The organism is Methylobacterium indicum (assembly GCF_017347565.1).
Taxonomy (GTDB): domain Bacteria; phylum Pseudomonadota; class Alphaproteobacteria; order Rhizobiales; family Beijerinckiaceae; genus Methylobacterium; species Methylobacterium indicum.
In genome coordinates this window covers 5,840,446-5,865,000 of sequence record NZ_AP024145.1, presented here as the reverse complement: position 1 = coordinate 5,865,000, position 24,555 = coordinate 5,840,446, and the positions used below count along the sequence as shown (strand labels likewise).

Annotated in this window: 25 protein-coding genes (1 of these 25 only partly in view); 11 read left to right on the top strand and 14 right to left on the bottom strand. The window is 71.6% G+C overall.

Translation table 11 applies throughout. The features are described 5' to 3' along the window. Both miv_RS27260 and miv_RS27255 read right to left on the bottom strand, forming a co-directional pair. Positions 1-400 carry the 5' end (the start) of a right-handed parallel beta-helix repeat-containing protein gene (locus miv_RS27260; protein ID WP_058616836.1) on the bottom strand. 572 nt of this gene lie to the left of the window's left edge, so 400 of the gene's 972 nt are visible here — the first part of the coding sequence; its start codon is at positions 398-400; its stop codon lies off the left edge, out of view. A gap of 116 nt (positions 401-516) precedes the next feature. After that, a complete protein-coding gene (locus tag miv_RS27255) occupies positions 517-720 on the bottom strand; it encodes a hypothetical protein (protein ID WP_048426921.1) in 204 nt (67 codons plus the stop codon). 810 nt (positions 721-1,530) lie between these two features. Here miv_RS27255 and miv_RS27250 point away from each other — a divergent pair. From miv_RS27250 to miv_RS27235, 4 genes are all read left to right on the top strand, one after another. After that, on the top strand, positions 1,531-2,484 hold the full coding sequence (locus miv_RS27250; protein WP_207180003.1) for an MBL fold metallo-hydrolase: 954 nt from the start codon (positions 1,531-1,533) through the stop codon (positions 2,482-2,484). A 74-nt stretch (positions 2,485-2,558) separates the two neighbouring features. Next, on the top strand, positions 2,559-4,226 hold the full coding sequence (locus miv_RS27245; RefSeq protein WP_207180000.1) for an FAD-dependent oxidoreductase: 1,668 nt from the start codon (positions 2,559-2,561) through the stop codon (positions 4,224-4,226). Next, positions 4,223-4,447, top strand: coding sequence for a DUF2783 domain-containing protein (locus miv_RS27240; RefSeq protein WP_207179998.1), 225 nt, complete (start codon positions 4,223-4,225; stop codon positions 4,445-4,447). The genes miv_RS27245 and miv_RS27240 overlap by 4 nt, the downstream gene beginning before the upstream one ends. A gap of 131 nt (positions 4,448-4,578) precedes the next feature. Then, positions 4,579-5,085, top strand: a complete 507-nt coding sequence (locus tag miv_RS27235; protein ID WP_048426917.1) for a Ros/MucR family transcriptional regulator — start codon at positions 4,579-4,581, stop codon at positions 5,083-5,085. Between the two features lie 33 nt (positions 5,086-5,118). On the opposite strand, the gene miv_RS27230 is transcribed toward miv_RS27235, so the two are convergent. Together miv_RS27230 and miv_RS27225 are read right to left on the bottom strand one after the other, a co-directional pair. Further along, the gene (locus tag miv_RS27230) at positions 5,119-6,495 is read right to left on the bottom strand and encodes a four-carbon acid sugar kinase family protein (protein ID WP_207179996.1); all 1,377 of its coding nucleotides are present in this window, start codon (positions 6,493-6,495) and stop codon (positions 5,119-5,121) included. Further along, on the bottom strand, positions 6,492-7,754 hold the full coding sequence (locus tag miv_RS27225) for a ribulose-bisphosphate carboxylase large subunit family protein (RefSeq protein WP_207179993.1): 1,263 nt from the start codon (positions 7,752-7,754) through the stop codon (positions 6,492-6,494). Before miv_RS27225 ends, miv_RS27230 begins: the two co-directional genes overlap by 4 nt. 273 nt (positions 7,755-8,027) lie before the next feature. Between miv_RS27225 and miv_RS33515 the strand changes: the two genes are divergently transcribed. Together miv_RS33515 and miv_RS33510 are read left to right on the top strand one after the other, a co-directional pair. Continuing rightward, a complete protein-coding gene (locus tag miv_RS33515) occupies positions 8,028-8,195 on the top strand; it encodes a hypothetical protein (RefSeq protein ID WP_244748734.1) in 168 nt (55 codons plus the stop codon). Next, complete coding sequence (locus tag miv_RS33510) at positions 8,189-8,365, top strand: immunity 51 family protein (RefSeq protein ID WP_244748733.1); 177 nt, start codon at positions 8,189-8,191, stop codon at positions 8,363-8,365. The genes miv_RS33515 and miv_RS33510 overlap by 7 nt, the downstream gene beginning before the upstream one ends. Before the next feature lie 25 nt (positions 8,366-8,390). On the opposite strand, the gene miv_RS27215 is transcribed toward miv_RS33510, so the two are convergent. From miv_RS27215 to miv_RS33780, 5 genes are all read right to left on the bottom strand, one after another. Beyond that, positions 8,391-8,759 carry a cell wall-binding protein gene (locus miv_RS27215; RefSeq protein WP_244748732.1) on the bottom strand — a complete coding sequence of 123 codons (369 nt, stop codon included), beginning with the start codon at positions 8,757-8,759 and terminating at the stop codon, positions 8,391-8,393. A gap of 129 nt (positions 8,760-8,888) precedes the next feature. After that, a complete protein-coding gene (locus tag miv_RS27210; RefSeq protein WP_207179989.1) occupies positions 8,889-9,059 on the bottom strand; it encodes a hypothetical protein in 171 nt (56 codons plus the stop codon). A gap of 71 nt (positions 9,060-9,130) precedes the next feature. Continuing rightward, entirely contained in the window at positions 9,131-9,469 is a 339-nt protein-coding gene (locus tag miv_RS27205; RefSeq protein WP_048426915.1) for a hypothetical protein, read from the bottom strand. Between the two features lie 57 nt (positions 9,470-9,526). After that, a complete protein-coding gene (locus miv_RS27200) occupies positions 9,527-9,841 on the bottom strand; it encodes a SpoIIAA family protein (protein WP_207179987.1) in 315 nt (104 codons plus the stop codon). Next, complete coding sequence (locus tag miv_RS33780) at positions 9,811-9,942, bottom strand: hypothetical protein (protein WP_280529458.1); 132 nt, start codon at positions 9,940-9,942, stop codon at positions 9,811-9,813. The genes miv_RS27200 and miv_RS33780 overlap by 31 nt, the downstream gene beginning before the upstream one ends. Before the next feature lie 226 nt (positions 9,943-10,168). On the opposite strand from miv_RS33780, the gene miv_RS27195 reads away from it, so the two are divergent. Next, positions 10,169-12,304: a TonB-dependent receptor gene (locus miv_RS27195; protein ID WP_048426913.1), complete on the top strand. Its 2,136-nt coding sequence runs from the start codon at positions 10,169-10,171 to the stop codon at positions 12,302-12,304. Positions 12,305-12,556: 252 nt separating this feature from the next. Here miv_RS27195 and miv_RS27190 read toward each other — a convergent pair whose 3' ends face one another. The 3 genes from miv_RS27190 to miv_RS27180 all read right to left on the bottom strand — a co-directional run bounded on the left by miv_RS27190 (position 12,557) and on the right by miv_RS27180 (position 16,487). Beyond that, the gene (locus tag miv_RS27190) at positions 12,557-13,600 is read right to left on the bottom strand and encodes a zinc-dependent alcohol dehydrogenase family protein (protein WP_048426912.1); all 1,044 of its coding nucleotides are present in this window, start codon (positions 13,598-13,600) and stop codon (positions 12,557-12,559) included. A gap of 81 nt (positions 13,601-13,681) precedes the next feature. Beyond that, entirely contained in the window at positions 13,682-15,382 is a 1,701-nt protein-coding gene (locus miv_RS27185; RefSeq protein ID WP_207179985.1) for an IlvD/Edd family dehydratase, read from the bottom strand. Positions 15,383-15,506: 124 nt separating this feature from the next. After that, entirely contained in the window at positions 15,507-16,487 is a 981-nt protein-coding gene (locus tag miv_RS27180; RefSeq protein WP_207179983.1) for an NAD(P)-dependent oxidoreductase, read from the bottom strand. Positions 16,488-16,592: 105 nt separating this feature from the next. Between miv_RS27180 and miv_RS27175 the strand changes: the two genes are divergently transcribed. Both miv_RS27175 and miv_RS27170 read left to right on the top strand, forming a co-directional pair. Next, positions 16,593-17,006, top strand: a complete 414-nt coding sequence (locus miv_RS27175; RefSeq protein ID WP_207179981.1) for a PaaI family thioesterase — start codon at positions 16,593-16,595, stop codon at positions 17,004-17,006. A 498-nt stretch (positions 17,007-17,504) separates the two neighbouring features. Next, positions 17,505-20,198, top strand: a complete 2,694-nt coding sequence (locus miv_RS27170) for an excinuclease ABC subunit UvrA (protein ID WP_207179980.1) — start codon at positions 17,505-17,507, stop codon at positions 20,196-20,198. 124 nt (positions 20,199-20,322) lie between these two features. Here the strand turns inward: miv_RS27170 and repC are convergent, their stop codons facing one another. Both repC and miv_RS27160 read right to left on the bottom strand, forming a co-directional pair. Then, positions 20,323-21,468, bottom strand: coding sequence for a plasmid replication protein RepC (gene repC, locus miv_RS27165; protein WP_207179979.1), 1,146 nt, complete (start codon positions 21,466-21,468; stop codon positions 20,323-20,325). Positions 21,469-21,661: 193 nt separating this feature from the next. Then, a complete protein-coding gene (locus miv_RS27160) occupies positions 21,662-21,859 on the bottom strand; it encodes a hypothetical protein (RefSeq protein WP_048429461.1) in 198 nt (65 codons plus the stop codon). A 399-nt stretch (positions 21,860-22,258) separates the two neighbouring features. Here miv_RS27160 and miv_RS27155 point away from each other — a divergent pair, with 399 nt between their 5' ends. Together miv_RS27155 and solA are read left to right on the top strand one after the other, a co-directional pair. Beyond that, a complete protein-coding gene (locus miv_RS27155) occupies positions 22,259-23,266 on the top strand; it encodes a TRAP transporter substrate-binding protein (protein ID WP_244748731.1) in 1,008 nt (335 codons plus the stop codon). Positions 23,267-23,356: 90 nt separating this feature from the next. After that, the gene (solA, locus tag miv_RS27150; RefSeq protein WP_207179978.1) at positions 23,357-24,541 is read left to right on the top strand and encodes an N-methyl-L-tryptophan oxidase; all 1,185 of its coding nucleotides are present in this window, start codon (positions 23,357-23,359) and stop codon (positions 24,539-24,541) included. Positions 24,542-24,555 lie beyond the last annotated feature (14 nt).

Below are 24,555 nucleotides of genomic sequence, written 5' to 3'. Positions count from 1 at the left end.
GCGGCCCCTGCCCGTTCTCGCCCATGCCCCAGATGCGGACATGACCGTAGATCGTGCAGTCGCGGATGCGGATGCCGGAGGGGCGGTCCCAAGGCTCGCCCGGACGGGCCGGGGGCCGGGAGCGGATCGCGATCGTGTACGATCCGAGATACACCGGTTCGTTCGGTCGGCCGAGGCTCGCGCCCGCACAATCGAGGGTCAAGCCGGAGGCCGCCGCGCCCTCGATGACGATGCGCTTGAGCACCCGATCGTCCGGGGAGAGCTGCAGGCTGCAAGTGAGGGAGACTTCGTCGTCACCGGGGGCCGGCGGCGACAGCAAGCGGGCCCGGAGGCTGGGGCTGCAGGGCGCGGCGGCAGCGGGCCGGATCAGGGCTGGCGGATCGATGAGGAGCGGCGGCATCGCCTTCTACGCTCGGCCTTGTACGCTCGTGCGACGCAAGACCTGATCGTCGCCGCATCTCGTCCGGGCAGGCGGGGCGAACTCGCCCCGCCGCCGGGTTCAAGGCGCCGTGAGGCTCACCACCGCCCGCTGGCGGAGGAATGCATGCTGCGCTCGACCGCCGCCAGGGCGCTGGCCTCGGCCTTGGCCTCGGTCGGGTGCGGACGGTCCGACCGCTCGACCAGTTTGCCGTTGCGGCGGATGGCCCATTGGAACTGGCCGGCCGGCTTGGAGATGGGGGAGATTTCGATGGTGTAGGGAGTGGACGTTGTATCAGTCATGAGCCTCATATAGGGGCGGATACGGCGCACCGCCACCCGTGCCGGGCACGAAGCGGCCATGACGTGAACCGATACCTTCGCGTCCGCCCTCATCGAAGGTTGATCGTCACTTCCGGCAGGCTCGTCGGCCAGAATGGCGACGATGGGGGCGGAATCGACGAAGACGCTCGACGGGTCCGGAGCGCGTCACGCTCGGACTCGCTTGAAGACGGACCCGGGGTCGATCGGCCTTGGTCACCCCGGCCGCACGAAACGCGGCCACCCGATCGCGCAGAGGAACGGACTCGTCCGCGCGCCCGGCCTCCCGTTGCACCGCGAGCTTGATCGCCGCCGCGGGCCGGGAGCACCGCATTTGCGCATCACGGCCTCGGCCAGCGTTCGAACCTCCTCGTCCCTGATACCGGGCAGGACGGCCTCCCCTGACCGCTCCCTGTCTCCACACGCCGGCAACTCGTGCCCATGCGCCAAGGCGACGGCGCATCGTCTCGTGCCATTATGCGAACCGATCGATCTTCGCATCGGCCGGTGTCGCCCCGCGCGGATGCGGGCTCGCAACGGTCGTCGGCGGTCCGATCGGACGATCGTGCTCGGAGAATCGCACCATGCGCGGGACAATCGTCGTTCCCGCCATGATGGACGCCCTTGGACGGGCACCTTTGGACGGCCGCCCTTGACGGTTGCACACGCAACTGAATAGCCTGACGTCAAGCATGACGAGCACGGCCGGCGCGGCGTGGCTCGGCCCGGGGGCGTTCGACGAAGAACCCGGCCGAATCGCCCCGCCCCGGACCGCGCGGGGAGGACGACCAGATGAGCAAGGGTTTCGCCAGCCAGGCCGATCTCATCGAGAAGCGGGAGACCTTCTCGGAGCTGGCACCGGGCGTCTACGCCCTCACCGCCGAGGGAGACCCGAATTCCGGCGTGGTCGTCGGCGACGATTCCGTGCTCGTCATCGACGCGCGCGCCACGCCCCGCATGGCCGGGGATCTGGTGGCGAAGGTGCGCGAGGTCACCGACAAGCCGATCCGCCACATCCTGCTGACCCATTACCACGCCGTGCGGGTGCTCGGCGTCGCCGGCTACCCCGACCGGGTCAACGTGATCGCCAGCGACGTCGCCCGCGCGATGATCGTCGAGCGCGGCCGGCAGGACATGGAATCGGAGATCCAGCGCTTTCCGCGGCTCTTCCGGGGACGCGAGGAGATTCCGGGCCTGACCTGGCCGACCGTGACCTTCCGGGGCGAGATGACCCTGTGGCTCGGCGCGCGCGAGGTGCGGATCGTCCATGCCGGCCGCGGCCACACCGCCGGCGACACCATCGCGTGGCTGCCGAAGGAGGAGGTGCTGTTCTCCGGCGACCTCGTCGAGTACGGCGCCACCCCGTATTGCGGCGACGCCCATTTCCAGGATTGGCCCGCCACCCTCGACCGGCTGGAGGCCCTGAACCCCAAGGCGGTGGTGCCCGGCCGCGGCGAGGCGCTAACGACGCCCGAGCGGATCCGCGAGGGCATCGAGGGCACCCGCGCCTTCCTGCGCGATCTCTTCGGCATCGCCAGGGACGGCATCGCCGCCGGGCACGACCTCAAGACGGTCTATGCCCGGGCGATGGGCGAGATGCGGCCGCGCTACGGCCACTGGGTGATCTTCGAGCATTGCATGCCGTTCTGCGTCAGCCGCGCCTACGACGAGGCGCAGGGCCTCGATACGCCGCGGATCTGGACCGCCGAGCGCGACATGGAGATGTGGCGGGCGCTGGAAGGCTGACCGCGCCCGGCGCTGGGGGGGCACCCTCCCGCTCGAGGAAACGCCCTCAAGGACACCTGCCGAGGACGACGCCGATGACGCTCCCTCCCCGTCCCGTCCCTCCCGATCCCATCCCTGCCTTGGCGGCCGGCCGCCGGCCGGTCGTGGTGATCGGTGCCGGCCCGGTCGGCCTCACCTGCGCCATCGACCTCGCGACGCGCGGCGTGCCGGTGGTGGTGCTCGACGAGGACGACACGGTCGCGACCGGCAGCCGGGCGATCTGCTGGGCCAAGCGCACCCTCGAGATCTGGGACCGGCTCGGAATCGGCCAGCCGATGGTCGACAAGGGCGTGACCTGGAGCGTCGGCCGGGTCTTCCGGGGCGAACGCGAGCTCTACCGCTTCGACCTTCTGCCCGAGAGCGGCCACCGCCGCCCCGCCTTCGTCAACCTTCAGCAATATTACGTCGAGGAGTACCTGATCGCGCGGACCCGGGACTTCCCGGACCTGATCGACCTGCGCTGGAACCACGCGGTGACGGATCTGGCGCAGAACGGGCAGGGCGCGCGTCTCACCGTGGCGACGCCGGATGGGGAGCAGGTCGTCGAGGCCGAGTGGGTGATCGCCGCCGACGGCGCGCGCTCGCCGACCCGGACCCGGATGGGGCTGCCCTTTCCCGGCCAGCGCTTCGAGGAACGCTTCCTCATCGCCGACGTCAGGATGAGCGCGGATTTTCCGACCGAGCGCCTGTTCTGGTTCGCGCCGACCTTCCATGCCGGGCAGAGCGCCCTCATGCACCGCCAGCCCGACGACGTCTTCCGCATCGACTTCCAGCTCGGCCCCGACGCCGACCCCGAGCTGGAGCGGCAGCCCGAGCGGGTGATGCCGCGGATCCGTGCGATCGTGGGCGAGGACGTCCCGTTGAGCCTCGAATGGTGCTCGGTCTACGCCTTCCGCTGCGCCCGGCTCGAACGCTTCGTGCACGGGCGGGTGGTGTTTGCCGGCGACAGCGCCCACGTGGTCAGCCCGTTCGGGGCGCGCGGCGGCAACGGCGGCATCCAGGACGCCGACAACCTGTGCTGGAAGCTGGCGCTGGTCCTGCAGGGCGCCGCCCCCGAGAGCCTGATCGCGACCTACGACGAGGAGCGCGGGCGCGCCGCCGACGAGAACATCCTGAATTCGAGCCGCACCACCACCTTCATGACGCCCAAGACGCGCGCCGAGCGGCATTTTCGCGATGGGGTGCTGGATCTCGCCACCGAGGCGCCCTTCGCCCGCCGGCTCCTCAATGCCGGGCGCCTGTCGCGGCCATGCCGCCTCGCCGGCCTGTCGCTCCAGACCCCGGACCCCTGCCCGCCCGCGGCGGGCCTGGGCCCCGGGGACCCGTGCGCCGACGCGCCGGTCGTCGACGCCGCAGGCGGCGAGGGCTGGCTGCTCGACCGGCTCGGCGGGCCGTTCACCCTGCTGGTCTTCGCCGACGGAGCGGCCGGCCTCGATCGGCTGGCCGAGCTCGCGCCGGGGCTGCGCGTCGTGGTGGTGGCGAGCGCCGCGATGCCCGGTGCGCCGGCGCGCACGACCGACGTGCTGCACGATGCCCAGGGGCTGGCGGCCCGCCGGTACGGCGCGGGGCCCGGCACCGTCTTCCTGATCCGGCCCGACGCCCACATCGCGGCGCGCTTTCCCTCGTTCGACTCTGCGCGCCTCGCCGATGCGCTCGCCCGGGCCGGCGGCCGGCCGGGCGCTGTCGTGGAGGAGGCCGCATGACGAAGGACGGGCTCAGACTGGACGACGGATTCTCGGGGGGCGCCGACGGCGTCTACGAGAGCCTGATCCACGCGCATCGGGGCCTCGGCGACGAGGAGAGCGCGGCGCTCAACGCCCGGTTGGTGTTGATCCTCGCCCACGAGGTCGGCGATCCGGCGGTGCTGGCCGCCGCGATCGCCCTGGCGCGGCGCTCGCTGCGCCCGGCTGCCGAGGCCCGCTGACCCTGCGTCGTCGCGCGCCAACCCACCGGCCACGAAACCGGTCGGTTTATGCGCAGCCATTTCGTTTATCGCGATTGACCTTGCAACGACTGATGTCCATCACAGGGGAGGCTCGTCAAATGGAATAAAACATGGACAACGCGAACCCCGCCTCCTCGCCGTTCGTCGCACTGACGAGCGACATCGTCGGCGCCTACGTATCGAACAACAACGTGCGGGCGGCCGACCTGCCCGACCTGATCGCCGCCGTGCACGCGTCGCTGACCGGTCTCGGTGCACCGGCCGCCGTGCCGGAGGAGGACCACAAGGTCACCTCGGGGCAGATCCGCAAGTCCGTGACGCCTGACCACATCACGAGCTTCCTCGACGGCAAGCCCTACAAGAGCCTGAAGCGGCACCTCACCACGCGCGGCTACACGCCGGACGAGTACCGCCAGAAGTTCGGGCTGCCGTTCGATTATCCGATGGTGGCGGCGAACTACGCCGCGCAGCGCTCCGAGCTCGCCAAGAGCCTCGGCCTCGGCCAGATCCGGCGCGAACGCGCGGCAGCGCAGCGGGCGGAGGTCGAAGCCCCCCCGGAGCCCGCTCCGGCCCCCGCTCCCGCCCGCCGCGGCCGGCCGAAGAAGACCGAAGGCTGAGGCCGCAGGGCGCGCCGAACGGCGCCCTTCCGCTCACGCGGGCGGGCGGCGGCCCTGGCGCAAGGCGGTGAAGAAATCGGGGCGGCCGACCTGGCCGCCCTTGAGGGCGAGTTCGAGCCCGTCGAGGGACGTGCCGGCGCCGTGGGCGCGGCAGAGCGGCGCCCCCGGATCGAGCGGGCCGAGCGCGGTCAGCGCGTCGATCCCGAGCTGCAGCGCGGCATGGCCCGAGGTATCGCCGCCGGCGATCGCCGCCCGGGTCAGGCCGGTACTCCCCACGATCGCCCGCAGGATCCGCCCGAGTCCCGCCCCGAGCCGCTCGCTCGCCGCGACCGGGTCGAGCCCGGCCATCCGCACCGCCTCGCGCTGGGCGGCGACCGCCGGGTCGTCGGGGCCGGCAGCACTGTAGACCAGGGGATCGCGACCGGCATCGAGGGCGGCGCGGGCCTCCGCGACGGCGCGGCCGATCTCCCGCTCCCAGGCCTCGTCGTCGACGAGCCGCCGGGCATCGAGCCGGATGCCGGAGAAGCCGTGATCGAGGGCGTGGGCGATCTGGCCCGCCGTCGCGGGCGAGACCGAGCCCGACACGACGGCGATCCGCGCGACCGGCCCGCACCGGGCAGGCGCCGCCTCGGCGGGCAGCAGGCCGGCCGCGCGCCAATAGGCGACGAGAGAGGCCTCGACCCCTTGCGAGCCGACGGCGAAGACGGGCGCCCCGCCTCGCTCCCAGATCAGCCGGCCGGCCTCGGCCAGGGTCTCGGAATCGAGCACGTCGAGGGAGATGATCGCCGCCCCTTCGGCCCTCGCCCGATCGAGCGCCGCATCGCCCTCTCCCCGCTTCATCGCCACGAAATCGACGAGGCCGACCGGAAGGTCGGTCTGGCGGGCGAGGTGGCGGGCGAGATCGGCCTCGTCCATCGGCGTCGCCGGGTGGCGCGCCATGGTCGGGTGGCGGTCGAGGCGGTGACCCCGGCCGTCGGCCATCGCGAACAGGTGGCCGAAGCTCTGGTAGCGGCCCATCCCCGGATCGGCGACGACCATTGGGGTCCAGCCGCCGGAAAAGATCCCGCGGCCGATCTCGATGGCGCGGCCGATCGAGCCGAGATGCGGCGCCGAATCGAAGGTCGAGCAGACCTTGTAGTGGGCGACCGGCGCCTGCAGGCCCGCGAGGAGCCGGAAGGGAGCGGGCAATTCCCGGTCCATCCAGGCCGGCGGCTGCGAGCGCGCGACGCCGGCGATGCCGACGGCGCGGGCGCCCGGAAAGGCCGCCAGGCGCTCCGGCGCGGGCGTCGAGAGAAACAGAACGGTCTCGAGCCCGGCGAAGGCCAGCACCTCCATCGCCGCCGACGAGCCGGTGAAGTCGTCGCCGTAGAAGGCGACGAGGGGCCCGTCGGGAAGCGGGCGGGCCGTCACGCCGCGCCCTCGAGCGCCTGGGCCAGCGCCGGATGGGTGCGGGCGTGATCGGGCAGCGGGATGCCGGCGACCGCCGCCTCCCAGGCCTGGCGCAGGGCCGCCACGCCCTCGCCCGGCCCGCCCGGATGGGCGACGATGCCGCCGCCCGCCGTGACGATGAGGTCGGTCGAGCCGAGGGCCGCGAAGGTGCCGGGGGCCTGGCGCACGGTCTGGCCCGACGAGAAGACCGGCATGGCCAGGCACGGCTTGTCGGGGAAGAGCGGGGTCAGGCAGGTTCGCGCCGACGCGACGACGCTGTCGTCGTCCTCGAAGAACTTGTTGTCGAGGCCGTTGACGTGCATGTGGTCGGCCCCGGCGAGCCGCCAGATCTTCTGCCAGGCGACGTAGGACCAGCCGAGCAGCGGGTGGCGGGTGAGCGCGCCCCAGCCGTTGCGATGGGCGTGGATCGGCAATTCGCTCATCCGGGCGAGCGCGATCATGCCGACGAGGCCGACCGCGTTGAGGCTCGCCATCACGCAGGTGCCGCCGAGATCGCGCACCAGGTCGTGGCGCCGGCGCATCTGGTCGATCTCGCCGGTGAGGTTGAAGGCGACCATGACCTTCTTGCCGGTCCGGTCGGCATGGTCGTCGACGACCCGCATCACGGCGCGGGCCCGGTCCTCGAACGGACAATGCGGCCCGTCGGCCTGCAACTCGTCGTCCTTGATGAAGTCGATGCCGCCCTCGCACAGCGTCCGCACCAGGGCGGCGGTCTCCTGCGGCCCGAAGCCGACGCTCGGCTTGATGATGGTACCGATGATCGGGCGCCCCTCGACCCCGGCGAGGCGGCGCGTGCCGTCGATCCCGAAGCGCGGGCCCGGATAGGCCTCGGCGAAGGCCTGGGGCAGCCGGATGTCGAGGAGGCGCAGGCCCGTGATCGGGCGCAGCTCGAACAGGTTGCCGGCCACGGTGGCCAAGAGGTTCGGCAGGGAGGGCCCGAGATTCTCGATCGGCCAGGACAGGGTGACGCGGGCCCGGCGCAGGCGCGCGGGATCGATCGCCGCGGTGGTCGGCAGCGAGGGGGCGTCGACCAGCGCGTCGAACACCTCCAGGCGCTCGACCCGGGCGGCCGAGCGCTCCTTGAGCTCCGGCGTCTCGCCCGGTACCGGCACGAAGGTGCCGCTCGACTGCTCGCCCGCCATCGTCTCCGCCACCCGGCGGGGATCGCTCGCGGTCTCGAGAAGGTAGTCCGCCTCGATGCGGATCGGGGGCGCGGCCATCGTCATGCGGCTTCGACGGCGGGAACCGGGACGGCCGATTGATCGGGCATGCGCGCACTCCGAGAGGATAGAGGATCCGGGCGCAGCCTACGGCATTTCCTCGTGATGGGGACGCCGGTTCGGCGAGGCGGCATGCGGCAGAATCGAATGGCCGGAAGGACGCCCCGGGCCGCGGTTCCGGTCCCGCGAGGACCGGTTTGCGGAAGGGCTCCCCCGTGCCTGCCGGCGGCCGACGACGGAACGGCTCACGACCGGAATCACGCAAGGAACCACATGGCGGCAGGGCCATCCACCGACCGCGAGACCGATGCGCCCTTCATCCTGGGCCGCAGCCTGCTGCTGGTCGATCCCGGCCTGACGGCGAAGGCCGGAATCTTCCGGCAACAGACCGGCTGGATCGGCAAAGCTACGATTGGCAATCCGTCGCGACGACCGTGCTGACGGCGCGGCATCCGGACATGTCGGGGCGGATCGCGTTCGATTCCTCGGCGGACATGTTCGTCGCGCGGGGCGACCCGGCAGACTTGATCGTCCTGGCCGATGCGATGCGTACGGTCTATCACGGCGACGGATTGCTGACCGACGTGCTGAGCCGCGTTGTTCTCGATTGAAGAACTTGCGGAACGGGCGTCGAACTCATGCCCCGTCGGGATCGCTCTCCGGTCGTGCCGTCGGGTCCGCCCCCTGGTCCGCCGACGCAGCCACCGGGATGACGGACGGGCCCGGGCGCGTCGCGCTCTCGATGATCGCCTCCCAGGACCTGCCCCGCTCGCGCAGGAAGGCGATCGTCGGTCCTTGCGGGTCGCCGTAGACCCGGGTCGTCCGCTCGGCGATGACGGTCCGGTAGGGCTCCGGGGTCAGTGCCTTGAAATGCACCGCCAGGCGCCGGCGCTCGGCATGCATGGCGCGCGCGATGGCCTCGGCCGGGACGCCGTCGCGTCGCATCGCGGCCGCGCGCTCCGCGAGGTCGCGCACGGCGTTCTCGTACTGGTCGCGCAGCGTCATCGCGGGAGGAACCTCCGGATCTCGCGCCGGGCGCGACGCCCCCGGCGGCGCGGCCTTGACGGTTCGTTCACCACCGGCCGGCATGGTGACCGGGAGCCGCGTTGCGTATCGGCTCCCCTCTCCGGCCCGTCAGGCCGGATCGTTCTCCTTGGGGTCGAAGGGCTTCGAGTCCTCGTCGGCGGACGATTGCGCGTCGGGATCGAGGCGGCCGTCCACGAGGCTCTCGCGCTCGGCGGCGTCCCGGTCGTGTCCAGGCCGGTCGTCCGGGCCGTCCGCGGGCTTGGGCTTCGGGTCGGGCATCGTCACCTCCATCGTCGGGGAAGGGCAGATAGGGCCCGGGCGGCGCTGCCGCGAAGGGCAGATCGCCGCGCTCATCCGGGATCGTGGCCCGCGGGGGTCGGCCCCTCGCAGGCCCGTGCGCCCCTCCAGGCGACGGCGAAGCCGGGATCGACCACGTAGCCGGTGCCCGCCTCGTCGCGCCGGTACCAGGCGTTCGCCACCGGCAGGTGCGCCCTGCCGTGGATGGCGGTCGTGACGTGGCCGAGGATGGCGGCGGCGTCCGACGGGCCGTGCTCCCGCAGCTCGGCCGCAGTGACGGTGCCGCGCTCGGCCAGGAAGTCGATGAGCGCCAGGGAACGCGGCTCCGGGACGATGCGCTTGCGCGCCGCGATGAGACGGCGCGCCCGGTAGGCCGCGGCTCCCCAATCCATGACTCCCCCCGCTCCTCCATCGGCCGACCACGCCGCGGCGGATCGACCCTTATCCGATCAGGACTCGCCCGGTCGGGACTTGGCCGGTCCCGCCTCGGCAAGGTAGGCCCAGGCCGCGGCCTCGTCGGCGAGGTCGAAGGTCTTGGTCTCGACCGGGAGCACGGCGCCCGACAGGGTGATCATCGCCCGGGCGAAGGCCGGCGCGCCGACCACCACGTAGTGGCGGATATGCGCGACCGAGCGGGCCATCACCCCGGTGGCGTAGCCGTCGAACCGCGCCCCGAGATCCGATCCCTCGTAGTGCGACATGACGAGCAGCATGTCGATCGTGCCGTGCGCCGTCATCGCCGCGTCGACGAGCCCGACATCCACTCGATGTCGGGCTTCGTGATCCGGTCCCTGATCTCGAAGGCGAGGAGATCGGGGCGCGGGGCGTCGCGCTGGATGATCGAGCCGTCCGGTGCCGTGGTCATGAGATCCTCCCTGGCCGTGTCCCAACCGGCCACCGCTCGACTGGCCGCCTCTTGGCGGGCCGTCCCTGTGAACGGCGGGCCGGCAGGATGGATCCGGCCGGCGATGGCCGCTCTGTTGTAACGATGTAACGTTCGGGGTGTTTGTCGGTCCGGCTCCGGTGCGGTGCTTGCCAGCGCTCGGCCGTCGCGTGCAGATGCAATATTATAACATCTACTCGGAACCACGATGTCGTATCGCCGCCGCCCGGATCTGCTGACGCTGAGCACCGCGCTCCCCCTCGTTCTCGCCGCCGGCACCGCGGCGCGGGCCGAGGACATCAAGCTCGACGAGATCACCGTGTCGTCGCCGAGCCCGATCGTCACGCGGCCGGCGACGGCACCGGCCACCGGCTCGGGCGTTCCCATCGGCGTGCTGCCGGTCGTCACCAACACCTTCTCGCCCGTCACGGTGGTGACCCAGGAGCAGATCGCCCGCGACCAGCCGCGCACGCTGGGCGACGCGCTGTTCGACCGGCCGGGCATCTCCTCCACCACCTACGCGCCGGGCGCGGCGTCCCGGCCGATCATCCGCGGCCTCGACAACGCCCGGGTGCGCATCCAGGAGAACGGCATCGTCAACGGCGGCGTGTCGGATCTCGGCGAGGACCACACCGTCCCGGTCAACCCGCTGGTGGCCGACCGGCTCGAGGTGATCCGCGGCCCCGCCACCCTGCGCTACGGCTCGGGCGCCATCGGCGGCGTGGTCTCGGCCGAGAACAACCGGGTGCCGACCTTCATCCCGGCGAACGGCTATGCCGGCCAGGTCACCACCGGCTACTCGACCGTCGACAACGGCCGCCTCGGTGCCGCGACGGTGGATGCGGGCAAGGACGGCTTCGCCGTCCATGCCGACGGGTTCAAGACCGCGTCGGACAGCTACGCGATCCCCGGCGGGATCCAGCGCAACTCCTACAACGAGTCGCAAGGAGGGTCGGTCGGCGTCTCGGCGATCGGCGACCGGGGCTTCGTCGGCGTCGCGTTCAGCCACTACGACGCGATCTACGCGATTCCCGGCGGCGAGGCCGAGCAGGCCCGCACCCGCCTGACCCCGAACCAGGACCGGGTGATCTCGCGCGGCGAGATCCGGCCCCTCGGCGGCCCGTTCGAGGCGATCCGCTACTGGGCCGGCTACTCGGTCTATCGCCACGACGAGATCGGCATCGGCGCGGACGGGATCGAGGGCCAGCAGGCGATCTTCAAGAATCGCGAGGGCGAGGTCCGGATCGAGGCCCAGCACGTCCCGGTCTTTACCGCGCTCGGCACGCTGACCGGCGCCATCGGCGTCCAGGCCGACCGGCGCGCGATCAACACCCAGCTCGAAGCCTTCCTGCCGAAGACCGATTCGCGCTCCGGCGCCGTCTACGTCTTCGAGCAGCTCGAGGTCCTGCCCGGCACCCGGCTCCAGGCCGCCGGCCGGATCGAGGGCGACCGGGTGCGCAGCACCGCGGCCCTGTTTCCCGGCGACTACCTGCCGGTCGAGGGCGAGGACCCGTTCACCTATCGGCTGACCCGCCGCTTCGCGCCGAAGAGCGCCAGCGCCGGGGTGCTGCAGGACCTGCCCTACGGCTTCGTGGCGAGCCTCACCGGCTCCTACGTCGAGCGGGCGCCGACCGGCTACGAGCTGTTTTCGCAAGGTCCCCACGACGCCACCGCGACCTTCGAGATCGGCGATCCGCGGCTGCGTCTGGAACGGGCCCGCACGGTCGAGGCCAGCATCCGTCACGGCGACGGGCCGCTGCGGTTCGAGGCGACGGGCTACTACACCCGCTATACCGGCTTCATCTACAAGCGCCTGACCGGCAACCTGTGCGACGACGACTTCGCCAGCTGCGGCACCGGCGACGAGCTGCGCCAGATCGTCTACTCGCAGCAGAACGCCACCTTCTACGGTGCCGAGCTGATCGGCCAGTACGACGCCCTGCCGGTCGGCAACGGCTTCATCGGCGTCGAGGGACAGTTCGATTTCGTGCGGGCCAAGTTCGACGACGGCACCAACGTGCCGCGCATCCCGCCCTACCGGCTCGGCGGCGGCGTCTACCTGCGGGCCGACGGCTGGTTCGCCCGGGTGAACCTGCTCCACGCCTTCGCGCAGACCAAGGTCGCTCCCTTCGAGACCGACACCGCCGGCTACGACGACCTGCGCGCCGAGCTGAGCTACACCAAGGCGGTCGACCCGGCGGTCTACGGCGCCAGCGAGGTGACGCTGGGCGTCCAGGGCCGCAACCTGCTCGACGCCGACATCCGCAACGCAGCCTCGTTCAAGAAGGACGAGGTCCTGCTGCCGGGCCGCAACGTGCGGCTCTTCTTGACCGCCAAGTTCTGACCTTCAAGTTCTGACTGCCCGCTTGACCAGGCACTCCGGATCTCCAGCCAAAGGCGTCATCCCGGGGCCGCGACAGCGGAACCCGGGATCCCTAAACGCTGACGCGCGACGGCGAAGCGGAGGGCTGCTCGCAGCGTTCTTCGGTGTCGGCGATGATGGATCCCGGGCTCTCGACGTCGTCGAGTCCCGGGCGGACGAGAAGACGTGTCGTCGGTCGTGCCGACTCACAGGCGCGCCGAATCCAACAGCCTCTCAGGCGCGCGGATCGATGATCGCGATGCCGTCGGGCGCGGTGCGATCCATCGCCATCAGGGCCGGGATGGCGGCGGCGAGCGACAGAGTCTCACCGAGGAGCCGCTCCGGCCTCACCCGGCCGGCCCGGATCATCGCCAGCATCGCGTCGTAGCGCCAGGCCTGCATGCCGTGGCTGCCGTAGATCTCGAGCTCGTGGGCGATGACCCGGGCCATCGGGATCTCCGCCCGGGCGTGATCGGCGAGCATCAGGCCGACCTGGACGTGGCGTCCGCGCCGGCGCAGGTTGGAAATCGAGTTGAAGCAGGTCTCGGGATGGCCGAGCGCGTCGATGGAGACGTGGGCACCGCCCCGCGTGACCTCGCGCACTGCCTCGGCGACGTCGTCCACCTCGCGGCTGTTGATCGTCGCGCAGGCGCCCATGGCGCGGGCGAGCGCGAGCTTGCTCTCGGCGATGTCCACCGCGACGACGTTGGCGCCCAGCGCCGCCGCGATCATGATCGCCGAGAGGCCGACGCCGCCGGCCCCATGGACCGCGACCCACTCGCCGCCGCGCACCCGCCCCTGGTCGACCACCGCCCGGAACGAGGTCGCGAAGCGGCAGCCGAGGCTCGCCGCCGTGGCGAAGGTCATGTCGTCGGGCAGCCGCACGAGGTTGTGGTCGGCCCGGTCGATCGCGACGTATTCGGCAAACGAGCCCCAATGGGTGAAGCCGGGCTGGAACTGCGCCTCGCAGACCTGCTGGTGGCCGGCATGGCATTCCCCGCACTGGCCGCAAGCGGCGATGAACGGCACCGTGACCCGGTCGCCGACCCGGAAGCGCTGCACCCGCGGACCGACGGCCGCGACCACCCCGGCGAATTCGTGCCCCGGCACGTGAGGCAGGCGGATGTCGGTGTCGTGGCCCTTCCAGCCGTGCCAGTCGCTACGGCACAGCCCGGTCGCCTTGACGTCGATGACGACGCCGTCGGCCGCGGGCGAGGGGTCCGGCACGTCGCGGATCTCCGGCGCCTGGTCGAAGAGTTCGAAGAGCATCGCTTTCATGCCGGACCGTCCTCCTGCCGTCGGGGAGCGTTTGACCCAAACTCCGCCGCGTGACCAGAGCGGCGGTCGAGGTCTCCTGCGTCAGCCCTCCCGGCGCATGAAGTCGAAGTCGCACCCCTCGTCGGCCTGCGTCACGGTATCGTGGAACAGGCGGGCATAGCCCCGCGCCGCCCAGTCGGGCCGGGCCGGCGCGTCGAGGGCGGCGGCCCGGCCCGCGAGCTCGGCCTCGTCCACCAGGAGGTCGATGCGCCGTCCGGCCACGTCGAGCCGGATCCGGTCGCCGGTGCGCACCAGCGCCAGCGGGCCCCCCACCGCCGATTCCGGCGTGACGTGCAGCACGATGGTGCCGAAGGCCGTGCCGCTCATCCGCGCATCCGAGATCCGCACCATGTCCTTCACACCCTGGCGGGCGAGCTTTTTCGGGATCGGCAGGTAGCCGGCCTCCGGCATGCCCGGCGCGCCCTTCGGCCCGGCATTGCGCAGGACCAGCACGTCGTCGGCCGACACGTCGAGGTCGGGATCGTCGATCCGCGCCGCCATGTCGGGGATCGAGTCGAAGACGAGGGCCCGGCCCTCGTGCTGGAGCAGGCGCGGGGTCGCCGCCGAGTGCTTGATGAGCGCGCCGCGGGGCGCGAGGTTGCCGGTGAGCACCGCCATGGCGCCGACCGGCTTGATCGGCCGGTCGGGCGAGCGGATCACGGTCTGGCCCGGCACGTCCTCGGCCGCCGCCACCACGTCGCGCAAGGTGGCGCCGGTGATGGTCGGGGCGTCGAGATCGATCAGGTCGCCGAGTTCGCGCAAGAGCTTCGGCACGCCGCCGGCATGGTGGAAATGCTCCATGTAGTGGTCGCCCGAGGGCTTGAGGTCGACCAGCACCGGCACCGCGCGGCCGATCGCGTCGAGGCTCGCGAGGTCGAGGTCGATCCCGGCGCGGTTCGCCATGGCGGTGAGGTGGATCACCCCGTTGGTCGAGCCGCCGATCGCCTGCATGACCACCTGCGCGTTGCGGATCGCGGCCTCGGTCATGATCTCGCTCGGGCGCGGGCCGCCGGTCTTCGCCATCGCGGCGGCGACGGCGCCGCTCGCCTCGGCGAGGCGGATCCGCTCGGCGTGAGGGGCCGGAATCGTGCCCGCCATCGGCAGCGCGAGCCCCATCGCCTCGATCATGCAGGCCATGGTCGAGGCGGTGCCCATCACCATGCAGGTGCCGACCGACGGCGCGAGACGCCCGTTGACGATCTCGATCTCCTGCTCGTCGATCTCGCCGGCCCGGTGCGCGCCCCAGAGGCGGCGGCAATCGGTGCAGGCGCCCAAAACCTCGCCGCGATGGTGGCCGACCACCATCGGGCCGACCGGGATCACGACGGTCGGCAGGTCGACCGAGGCCGCCGCCATCACCTGCGCCGGCAGGGTCTTGTCGCAGCCGCCGATGACGATCACCGCATCCATCGGCTGGGCCCGGATCATCTCCTCGGTATCCATCGCCATCAGGTTGCGCAGGTACATCGAGGTCGGGTGGGCGAAGCTCTCGTGGATCGAGATCGTCGGGAACACCATCGGCATCGCACCGGCCAGCATCACCCCGCGCTTGGCCGCCTCGATCAGCTGCGCGGCGTTGCCGTGGCAGGGATTGTAATCGGAGGCGGTGTTGGTGATGCCGACGATCGGCCGGTCGAGGGTGTCGTCGGAATAGCCCGCCGCCTTGATGAAGGCCTTGCGCAGGAAGAGCGAGAAGCCCGCATCGCCGTAGCTGGTCAGTCCCTTGCGCAGCCCCTTGGCCATGATGGTCGTCCTCCCGGTTTGGTCGTTGCCGTCGGTTCTACGGCCGGGGGGAGGCGTGTCAACGAAGCCTCCGCGACGGCAGGCAGCGGATCTTTCGAGAGGTGTCGATCCGGAATCGCGGTGCTCACCGCCCGCGCCGCGACCAGCTCTCCGCGTTCACGGCGCCCCGCGGCACCTCGCCGGCCAGGATCGCCCGCACCTGCGCCACCGTGTCGAAGGCCTGCGCCTCGATCGCCGGCGGGGTGAGCCCGCCGACATGCGGGGTCGCGACGACGGTCGGCAGCCGGGCGAGATCGGGCGAGGGCATCTGGTCGGGGGCGCGGCCGACATCCATCGCCGCCCCGGCGATCCGGCCCTCGGTGAGCGCTGCCGCGAGCGCCGCCTCGTCGACGAGGTTGCCGCGGGACAGGTTGATGAACACTGCGTCCCGCCGCATCCGTCCGAGGGCCGCCGCGTCGATCAGGTTCTCGGTCTCGGCCGTCGCCACCGCGAGGCAGACGACGACATCGGCCTCCGCCATCAGCGTCTCGAACCCGACCTGCCGGACCCGCGGGTCCGAGACCGTGACATGAGGATCTGCGATCAGCACCTCCATGCCGAGAGCGGCGGCAAGAGCCGCGAGATTCCGGCCGATCGCGCCGTAGCCGATGATCCCGAGGCGGCTGCCCGACAATTGCCGCCCCATCCGCACCTCCGGCACATGACCGGCCCGGTAGGCCATCGTCGCCCGCGAGATGCCGCGCGACAGGTCGATCATGAAGCCGAGCGCCAGTTCGGTCACCGCATCGACGAAGCCCGGGGCGGCCTGCGTCACCAGCACGCCGGCCCGGCTCGCCGCCTCCACGTCGATGGTGCGGATGTCGACCGCGCAGCGCAGGAACGCCCGGAGTTGCGGCAGGGGGTCGAAGATCTCGGCCGGACCGGCGGTGGCCCGGTCGGCGACGACGAGATCGACGCCCTGCGCGGCCGCCATGAGGGCGGCGGCGTCGAGCGGCGCGTCGCCCTCGTGCAGGACCACCTCGGCGAGGCCGCCGAGGGCGGCGAGCGCGCGCGGGCCGTAATATTGCTCGCGGCTCAGCGGCGTGTGCGTCAGAAGCACCTTCATCGTCGGTCCCCTTTCGTCCCAAGATCGCTCCACGCAGGATCGCGGTGCCAAGTTCGCAGTTCCGCGATCGCGGCATCGGCCCGAGCCACCCAGGAGTTCATCCGCATGACAACTCCGTTCGATCCGGCCGCTTCGGGCTGGGAGGTCATCGCCATGTCCGAGTTCATCGACCTGATCGGCCCGGTCTGGCAGCGGGAGAGCGCGGCCGGCCCGCTCTACGGGCTGCTGATCGCGGAGAAGCACCGCAACCGCAACGGCGTGGTCCATGGCGGCGTGATGGCGACGCTCCTCGACATGGCACTGGGCCGCACCGCGTCCGACGCACAGGGCGGGCGCCGGCAGGCGACGATCAATCTCGACCTGCAATTCCTCGAACCCGTCCAGGTCGGCGAGTTCCTGGTGGCCGAGTGCCGCGTGGTGCGGCCCACCCGCTCGATCCTGTTCATGCAGGGGCACTTGCGGGTCGAGGACCGCGTCTGCGCCGCGGCGCAGGGAGTCTGGAAGATCCTCGGGGCCTGATGCCCCCGCCGGTGGGCCTTGCGCGAGCCGCGCGTCATCGGCCTCCTTGATGAATCCCCCCGCCCGCCGGAGCGGCCGCCGCGATGCCCCGAACGAATCCTCCCGCGAGTCCTCATGCGATCTCCCTTGCTGATCGCTTTGGGGCGGATCGCGGCGTGCGGGACAGCAAAACCGACACGTCGGTGCAAATCAGCAAAAAATTGTCGCTTTTTTGCAATTATAACGTCTCGGCCGACTCAAGATGCGAACGGTTTTCCAGGTACATCACTAAAGGATCAATCGTACAGTTTCGATTGTCTCCGGCAGTCACGACATCCACCGTCTCATGCAGGGTGCACCGATCCCTGCCCGGATGGGCCATGATCCGGTTCGGCTTCCGGACGATGCACCGATGCGGATCATCACCACCCGGAAGGCCGTTCCGCCGGCAGGCGTCGTTTCCACCCGTCACTTTCTTCCCACCGACCGGGACGCCCGCATCCCGCGAGAAAGCAGCCCATGGACCAGGCGAAGCCCAAGAACATCACCAGGACCGGCGCGAAGATCGCCCGGGCGGGAGCGGGGCGGGCCGGCTTCGTCACGGTGCGGGGCGCGCGGGAGCACAACCTGCGCGACGTGGACGTGGAGATGCCGCGTGACGCCCTCGTGGTGTTCACCGGCGTGTCCGGCTCCGGCAAGTCGTCGCTCGCCTTCGGCACCCTCTATGCCGAGGCACAGCGCCGCTACTTCGAATCGGTCGCGCCCTATGCCCGCCGGATGATCGACCAGGTCGGGGTGCCCGACGTCGACGCCATTGAGGGCCTGCCCCCGGCGGTCGCCCTCCAGCAGCAGCGCGGCACCCCGAGTGCCCGCTCCTCCGTCGGCAGCGTCACCACCCTGTCGAGCCTGATGCGGATGATGTATTCGCGCGCCGGCACCTATCCGCCCGGCCAGCCGATGCTGTTCGCCGAGGACTTTTCCCCCAACACGCCGCAGGGCGCCTGCCCGTCCTGCGGTGGCCTCGGCCGGGTCTACAGCGCCACCGAAGCGTCGATGGTGCCGGACCCGTCGCTGACGATCCGCGAGCGCGCCGTCGCGGCCTGGCCGCAGGCCTGGGGCGGGCAGAACCTGCGCGACATCCTGGTGAGCCGCGGCGTCGACGTCGACACGCCCTGGCGGGACCTGCCGCGGGCCTTGCGGGACTGGATCCTGTTCACCGACGAGCAGCCGCAGGAGCCGGTCTATGCCGGGCTGACCCCGGCGCAGACGCAGGCCGCCCGCAAGCACAGGCTCGAGCCGAGCTACATGGGCACCTTCACCAGCGCCCGCCGCCACGTGATGCACGCCTTCACCAACTCGCAGAGCGCGCTCATGCGCCGGCGCGCCGCGAGCTACCTCGTGAGCGAGGATTGCCCGGCCTGCCACGGCAAGCGCCTGAAGCCGGAGGCGCTCTCCGTCACCTTCGCGGGGCTCGATATCGGCGAAATGTCGCGGATGCCGCTCTCCGACCTCGCCGAGGCTCTTCGGCCGGCCGTCGAGAACGGTCTGACCGCGGACGGCACCGCCTCCGACACCCTCGACCGCGAGGCGGGCCGGCGGGACCGGGCCGCGCGGGTCGCCGCCGGCGGTTCGGCCCATGCGGCGGCGCCCGACATGCGGGCGACGCCCAACCTCTCGATCGAGAAGCGCCTCGCCGCCCAGCGCCTGGCCGCCGACCTCGTCGACCGGATCGGGACGCTCAAGGATCTCGGCCTCGGCTACCTCTCCCTCGACCGGGTCACCACCACCCTGTCCTCCGGCGAGTTGCAGCGCCTGCGGCTGGCGACCCAATTGCGCTCGCAGCTCTTCGGCGTGGTCTACGTGCTCGACGAGCCGACCGCGGGCCTGCATCCCGCCGACGGCGACGCCATGCACGAGGCGCTCGCCGGGCTGCGCGCATCGGGCAACTCGCTCTTCGTCGTCGAGCACGACATCGGGACGATGCGCCGGGCCGACTGGCTCGTCGATGTCGGCCCCGCCGCGGGCGAGCACGGCGGCACGATTCTCTACAGCGGCCCGCCGGAGGGCTTGGCGGAGATCGCGGACTCGCGCACGCGCCTGCACCTGTTCGGCCTCGCCGAGCCGCCCGCCCGGCCCCGGCGCGAGCCCACCGGGTGGCTGCGCCTGGAGGACGTCACCCGCAACAGCCTGCGCGGGGTCTCCGCCGCCTTCCCGCTCGGCTGCCTCACCGCGGTGACCGGCATCTCGGGTTCCGGCAAGTCCAGCCTCGTCAGCCAGGCGCTGCTCGACCTCGTCGGCGACCATCTCGGCCGGCCGGGCGACACCGACGACGAGCCCGACGACCCGCTCGACGAGGTGCCCGGCCCGACGCAAGGCCGCATCGCCGGCGGCATGGAGGCGATCCGGCGTCTGGTGAAGGTCGACCAGAAGCCGATCGGGCGCACGCCGCGCTCGAACCTCGCGACCTATACCGGCCTGTTCGACGCCGTCCGCAAGCTGTTCGCCGCCACCCCGGAGGCGCGGCGGCGGCGCTACGATGCCGGCCGCTTCTCCTTCAACGTCGCCAAGGGCCGCTGCCCGGTCTGCGAGGGCGAGGGCTTCGTCAGCGTCGAGCTTTTGTTCATGCCGAGCGTCTACGCCCCCTGCCCGACCTGCCATGGCGCCCGCTACGCCCCGGAGACGCTGGAGGTGACCTGGAACGGCATGAGCATCGCCGACGTGCTTGGGCTCACGGTCGAGCGGGCCTGCGCGGCCTTCGCCGACGAGCCCTCCGTCCTGCGGCCGCTCGCCCTCCTGCGCGACCTCGGCCTCGGCTACCTGCGCCTCGGCCAGCCCGCCACCGAATTGTCGGGCGGCGAGGCCCAGCGGATCAAGCTCGCCACCGAATTGCAGCGGGGCCAGCGCGGCGGCACCCTCTACGTCCTCGACGAGCCGACGACGGGCCTGCACCCGACCGATGTCGACCGGCTGATGCTCCAGCTCAACGGCTTGGTCGATGCGGGCAACACCGTCGTGATGGTCGAGCACGACATGCGCGTCGTGGCCGCCGCCGACCACGTCATCGACATGGGTCCGGGCGCGGGCAATCGCGGCGGTGCGATCGTCGCCGCCGGCCGGCCGGAGGTGATCGCCGCGACCCCGGACAGCCGCACGGCGCCGTACCTGCGCGAGGAGCTCGCCGCCCATGCTGGAGCGCAACCGAGCCCGGATTGACGTGGCCGGGGCCGGAATCGGACCGAGACGATCGACCCTGTTTCGTCCGGGATGGGCGCAGCAGGGCAACCGGCCGGAGAACCGCCGGCTCTCCGCACGAACGTGTCGGGCACGGCACCCATCCTCACGTCATCCGCCGCCGGCGTAGGGCGAGCAGTTCGGTGCCGATCTCGTAGCGGCCCTCCCCGGCGAGACGCACGAGGCGCCGGAAGTAGCCGCCCGGGTTGCGAATCCGGTTCTGGCCCGACGACACGTCGTCGTCGTGACGCTGCGCCACGACCAGCACCAGGATCGCCGCCTGGTAGGGACCGACCGCCGCGCAGGCCTCGGCCCAGGCGCTCGCATGCGCTCCGATCGTCGCCCGCAGCGTCCGGCCGGCATCGAGGATCTCGTGTTCCTCCCGGATGTCGCCGCCCACCAGGTCGCGCACCACCGGGCAGGCCTCGACGACCAGCGCCGGAGACAGACCCACCACCGGCCGCTCGATCGGGCGGGGCGTGTCCGTGTTCCCCGACGAGCCCTTGCTCCAAGCCTCGGTAGGAGATCCTTTCTCTGTTTCTACGTGAGGGCACGCGTTGCCGTCACAGCCGGCTGCGTAGAAGCGATCCTCGACCATCCGGCGCAATTCTCCCCAGGCCTCCAGCACGAGTTCCGGATCGCCCCCGCTGCGTCGGTCGGGGGTGGTCGCGTCGAGGCCGGCTTGCGCCTCGGCGAGGTCGGCGAGGGTCGCGTCGGGATAGCGGGTCGCGAAGGCCTGCATCGCTTCCGCCACGGCGCGCCGATGCATCGTCACGAGGTCGAAGGCCCGGCGGCGGCGCTCCCGAGCTTCGGCCCGCGCCTGGATCGCCAGCGCCCAGTCGCCGCGCCGCGCATACAGAGGCGTCAGGTCGAAGCCGAAGGCGTCGAGGATCGTCCCGTCGCGGGACCGGACCGCGTAGCGCTTGCCGTTGGCGGAATCCTTCGGCGCGATGATCTCCAGGCCGACGAGGTCGCGCAGGGCATAGCGCACCGCACGCTCCGACAGCCCGGTGCGCGACACCAGGTACTCGTTCGACGGCCACACGATCAGGCGCGACCAGTCCTGCTCGCCCCAGGTGGCGACGAGCTCGGACAGGACCAGCCGCAGCGACGGACGCAGGCCGAGCGCCTTCGCCGCCTCGCGGGCCGAGGCCGACAAGTCCTTGCGCGTGACCGTACGCCCGTCCTCGAGGGCGCGTCTCTTCCCTGCGAGGGCGGCGCGCGTCAGCGGCCGGCCCCCGGTCTGAACCATCTCCACTCCACACCTCCTTGGACGGAGGCAAAGCGGGACCGTTCGCCCGAGAGGGCGTCATTGACGAGGAGGTCGGGAACCGCTAGAAGGAGGATGCCAATCCGGTCTTCTAACAGCGGCTTCCCCGAGCCCCGTTATGAGATCCCAAAAAGCGCCGAGGTCCCCACCTCGGCGCTTTTTTGCTTTGCCGCGTCTACATATTCGGCTCCACGAACACTTGCTCGAGCGCATGGATGATCGCGAGACGGCGGTTCGGGAACTTGCCCTCGCGCACCGCCGCATCGATTGCCTGCTGCACCTGTGCCGGCACCCAGACATTCGTCTCCGTCTCCCCGGAGGCCTTGCGGGCCTCGCGGAGCTTCTTGACGCGCTGAGACGGGGTATCGGCCATCGCTCTCGGCTCCACGACTCGTAACGTTACGAGTCGTGTCACGAGTCGCCGCCGCCGGGCAATGCGGAGTCGAGATTCGGCGGTGGATGTTAATTTCGATTCACAGCCGAATCGGCGCCGCGCACCCGATCGCGATCGCATCGTCCTGGCCCGACCCGGGCCAGTGGTTCTTTCAAGTGATTCGGCGAAGAGTTCCCGGTCGACTCGCGGAACGCACAGAAATAGTCGGAGCCCGGTGGTCTGCTCTTCGGGCCGGCCGCTCGTATCTGGAATTGACCTCTCGTCTCGGAAATTCCCGGCCGCCCGCGATGGGCTCGCCGTTCCATGACCGGAGCGCCGCGGCTTAATCTGGATCTAAGAAACACGCGTCATCGATGGTCGGCGACGGAGGAAAGGACGATGCCGACGCGACGCGCCATCGTGAGCGGTCTTGGGGCCGGGCTGCTCCTCGCCCCGATTCGCGGGCGGGCCGCGACGGGGACGCTGCGGCTGAGCATGGGCTCGCCGATGCCTCGGGATCATCCCGCCACCACCTGCCTCATGGAGGCCCTCGACGCCATCCGGGCCGAGAGCCGGGGCGAGATCGACATCACGCTCCAGCCCGACAGCCGGCTCGGCGGCGAGCTCAGCATGCAGTCGCAGCTGCGCGCGGGCACCATCGCGTTCACCCTCTCCTCCGCCAGCTCGCTGCAGGCCCTGGTGCCGATCGCCGGAATCCCCGGCCTGGCCTACGCCTTCACCGGCTACGTCGCGCTCTGGTCGGCCCTCGACCGGGGGCCGTTGAGCGAGCGCATCCGCGACGCCCTCGCCCAGGCGGGCCTCCACGCCTTCGGGGTCATCGACAACGGCTTTCGCGACGTGATCACGGCATCCCGGCCGGTCGAGACGGTCTCCGACCTGCGCGGCCTCCGGATCCGGGTGCCGCCGAGTCCGCTCCTGACCTCGCTGTTCCGGGCGTTCGGCGCCGCCCCGACCACGATCGGCCTCGCCGAGACCTACGCGGCGCTCCGGACCGGCCTCGCCGACGGGATGGAGAACTCGCTGCCGCAGATCGAGGCGACGCGGGTCTACGAGGTCCAGACCCATCTCTCGCGCACCGGCCATTCCTGGGACGGGCTGTGGATCCTCGCCCATGGCCCGACCTGGGACGGGCTGCCGCGGGACGCCCGGGCGCTGATCGGCCGCCACTTCGACGCGGCGGTGGCGCGCCAGCGACGGGCCTTCGTCGCCATGAACACGCGGGGGGAGGCCCGGCTGCGGGACCGGGGCCTCGTCGTCGCCGCGCCGGACCGCGCCCCCTTCCGCCGGGCGCTCGAGGCCGCCGGCTACTACGCCGAATGGAAGGCGAGGTTCGGGCGGGAAGCCTGGGCCGCGCTCGAAACCCATACCGGCCCGCTCGGCGCCTGACGCGCCCCCCTCCCCCCGCGGATCGGCTTGCCGGGCCGACGGCCTTTCGGGCAGCGTGCGGTCGCACAGGGCGGGAGGCGGGGCGCGGCGATGACGGAGCGGGCGGACTTCTTGGTGATCGGCCTCGGGGCCATGGGCAGCGCGGCGCTCTACCAGCTGGCGAAACGCGGCGCGTCGGTGATCGGGCTCGATCGCTTCGCGCCGCCCCACACGATCGGATCGAGCCACGGCGCGACGCGGATCACCCGGCAGGGGATCGGCGAGGGGCGCGATTACGTGCCGCTCGTGCTCGCCGCGCACCGGATCTGGCGCGAGATCGAGGCGGAGACCGGCGCCGGCTTGCTGGAGGCCTGCGGCGCCCTGGTGATGGCGCCGGGGACCGGCACCGCCTCGCATCACGGCAAGCCGGATTTCGTCCGCAGCTCGATCCGGGCCGCCGAAGAGTTCGGCATCGCCCACGAGGTCCTCGACGGCCGCGAGGTCGCCCGCCGCTTCCCGCAATTCCAGGGGCTGTCGGGCGACGAGGTCGCCTATTACGAGCCCGGCGGCGGCTTTGTCCGCCCCGAGGCCTGCATCGCCGCGCAGCTCTCCCGCGCCGCGGCGCTCGGGGCCGGGATCCGCACCGGCGTCGAGGTGCTGTCGATGGCCCAGGAGGGCGACGGCGTGCGCGTCGAGACCTCGGCCGGCACTTTCGCGGCCGGCCAGGCGATGGTGTCGGCCGGGGCCTGGACGGCGCCGCTCCTCGGCGCGCCCTTCACCGATCTCCTGAGCGTCAAGCGCCAGCTCCTGCACTGGTACGCCCTCGACGACGCCCGCGCCTACCGGGCCGATTCGCCGGTCTACATCTGGATGTACGGCTCGTCCGACACCGAATACTTCTACGGCTTCCCGCCGCAGCCCGGCGAGGGCAGCGTCAAGGTCGCGACCGAGCAATACGCCGCCGCCACGACCGCGGATTCGGCCGACCGGACGGTCGCCCCGGCGGAATCGGCCGAGATGTACCGGCGCCACATCGCCGGGCGCCTGGCCGGCGCGACCCCGCGCGTCGTCGCGGCCGCGGCCTGCCTCTATACCGTCACCCCCGACCGCGGCTTCATCATCGACCGGCACCCGGAGCAGGACCGCATCCTCGTGGTGTCGGCCTGCTCGGGGCATGGATTCAAGCACTCGGCCGGGATCGGCCTCGTCGCGGCCGAACTCCTGACCGAGGGGCGGAGCCGGATCGACGTCGCGCCCTTCGGGCTCGGCCGGTTCGGGACGGCCGAGCCCGCCTGACGCGACCGCCCGGA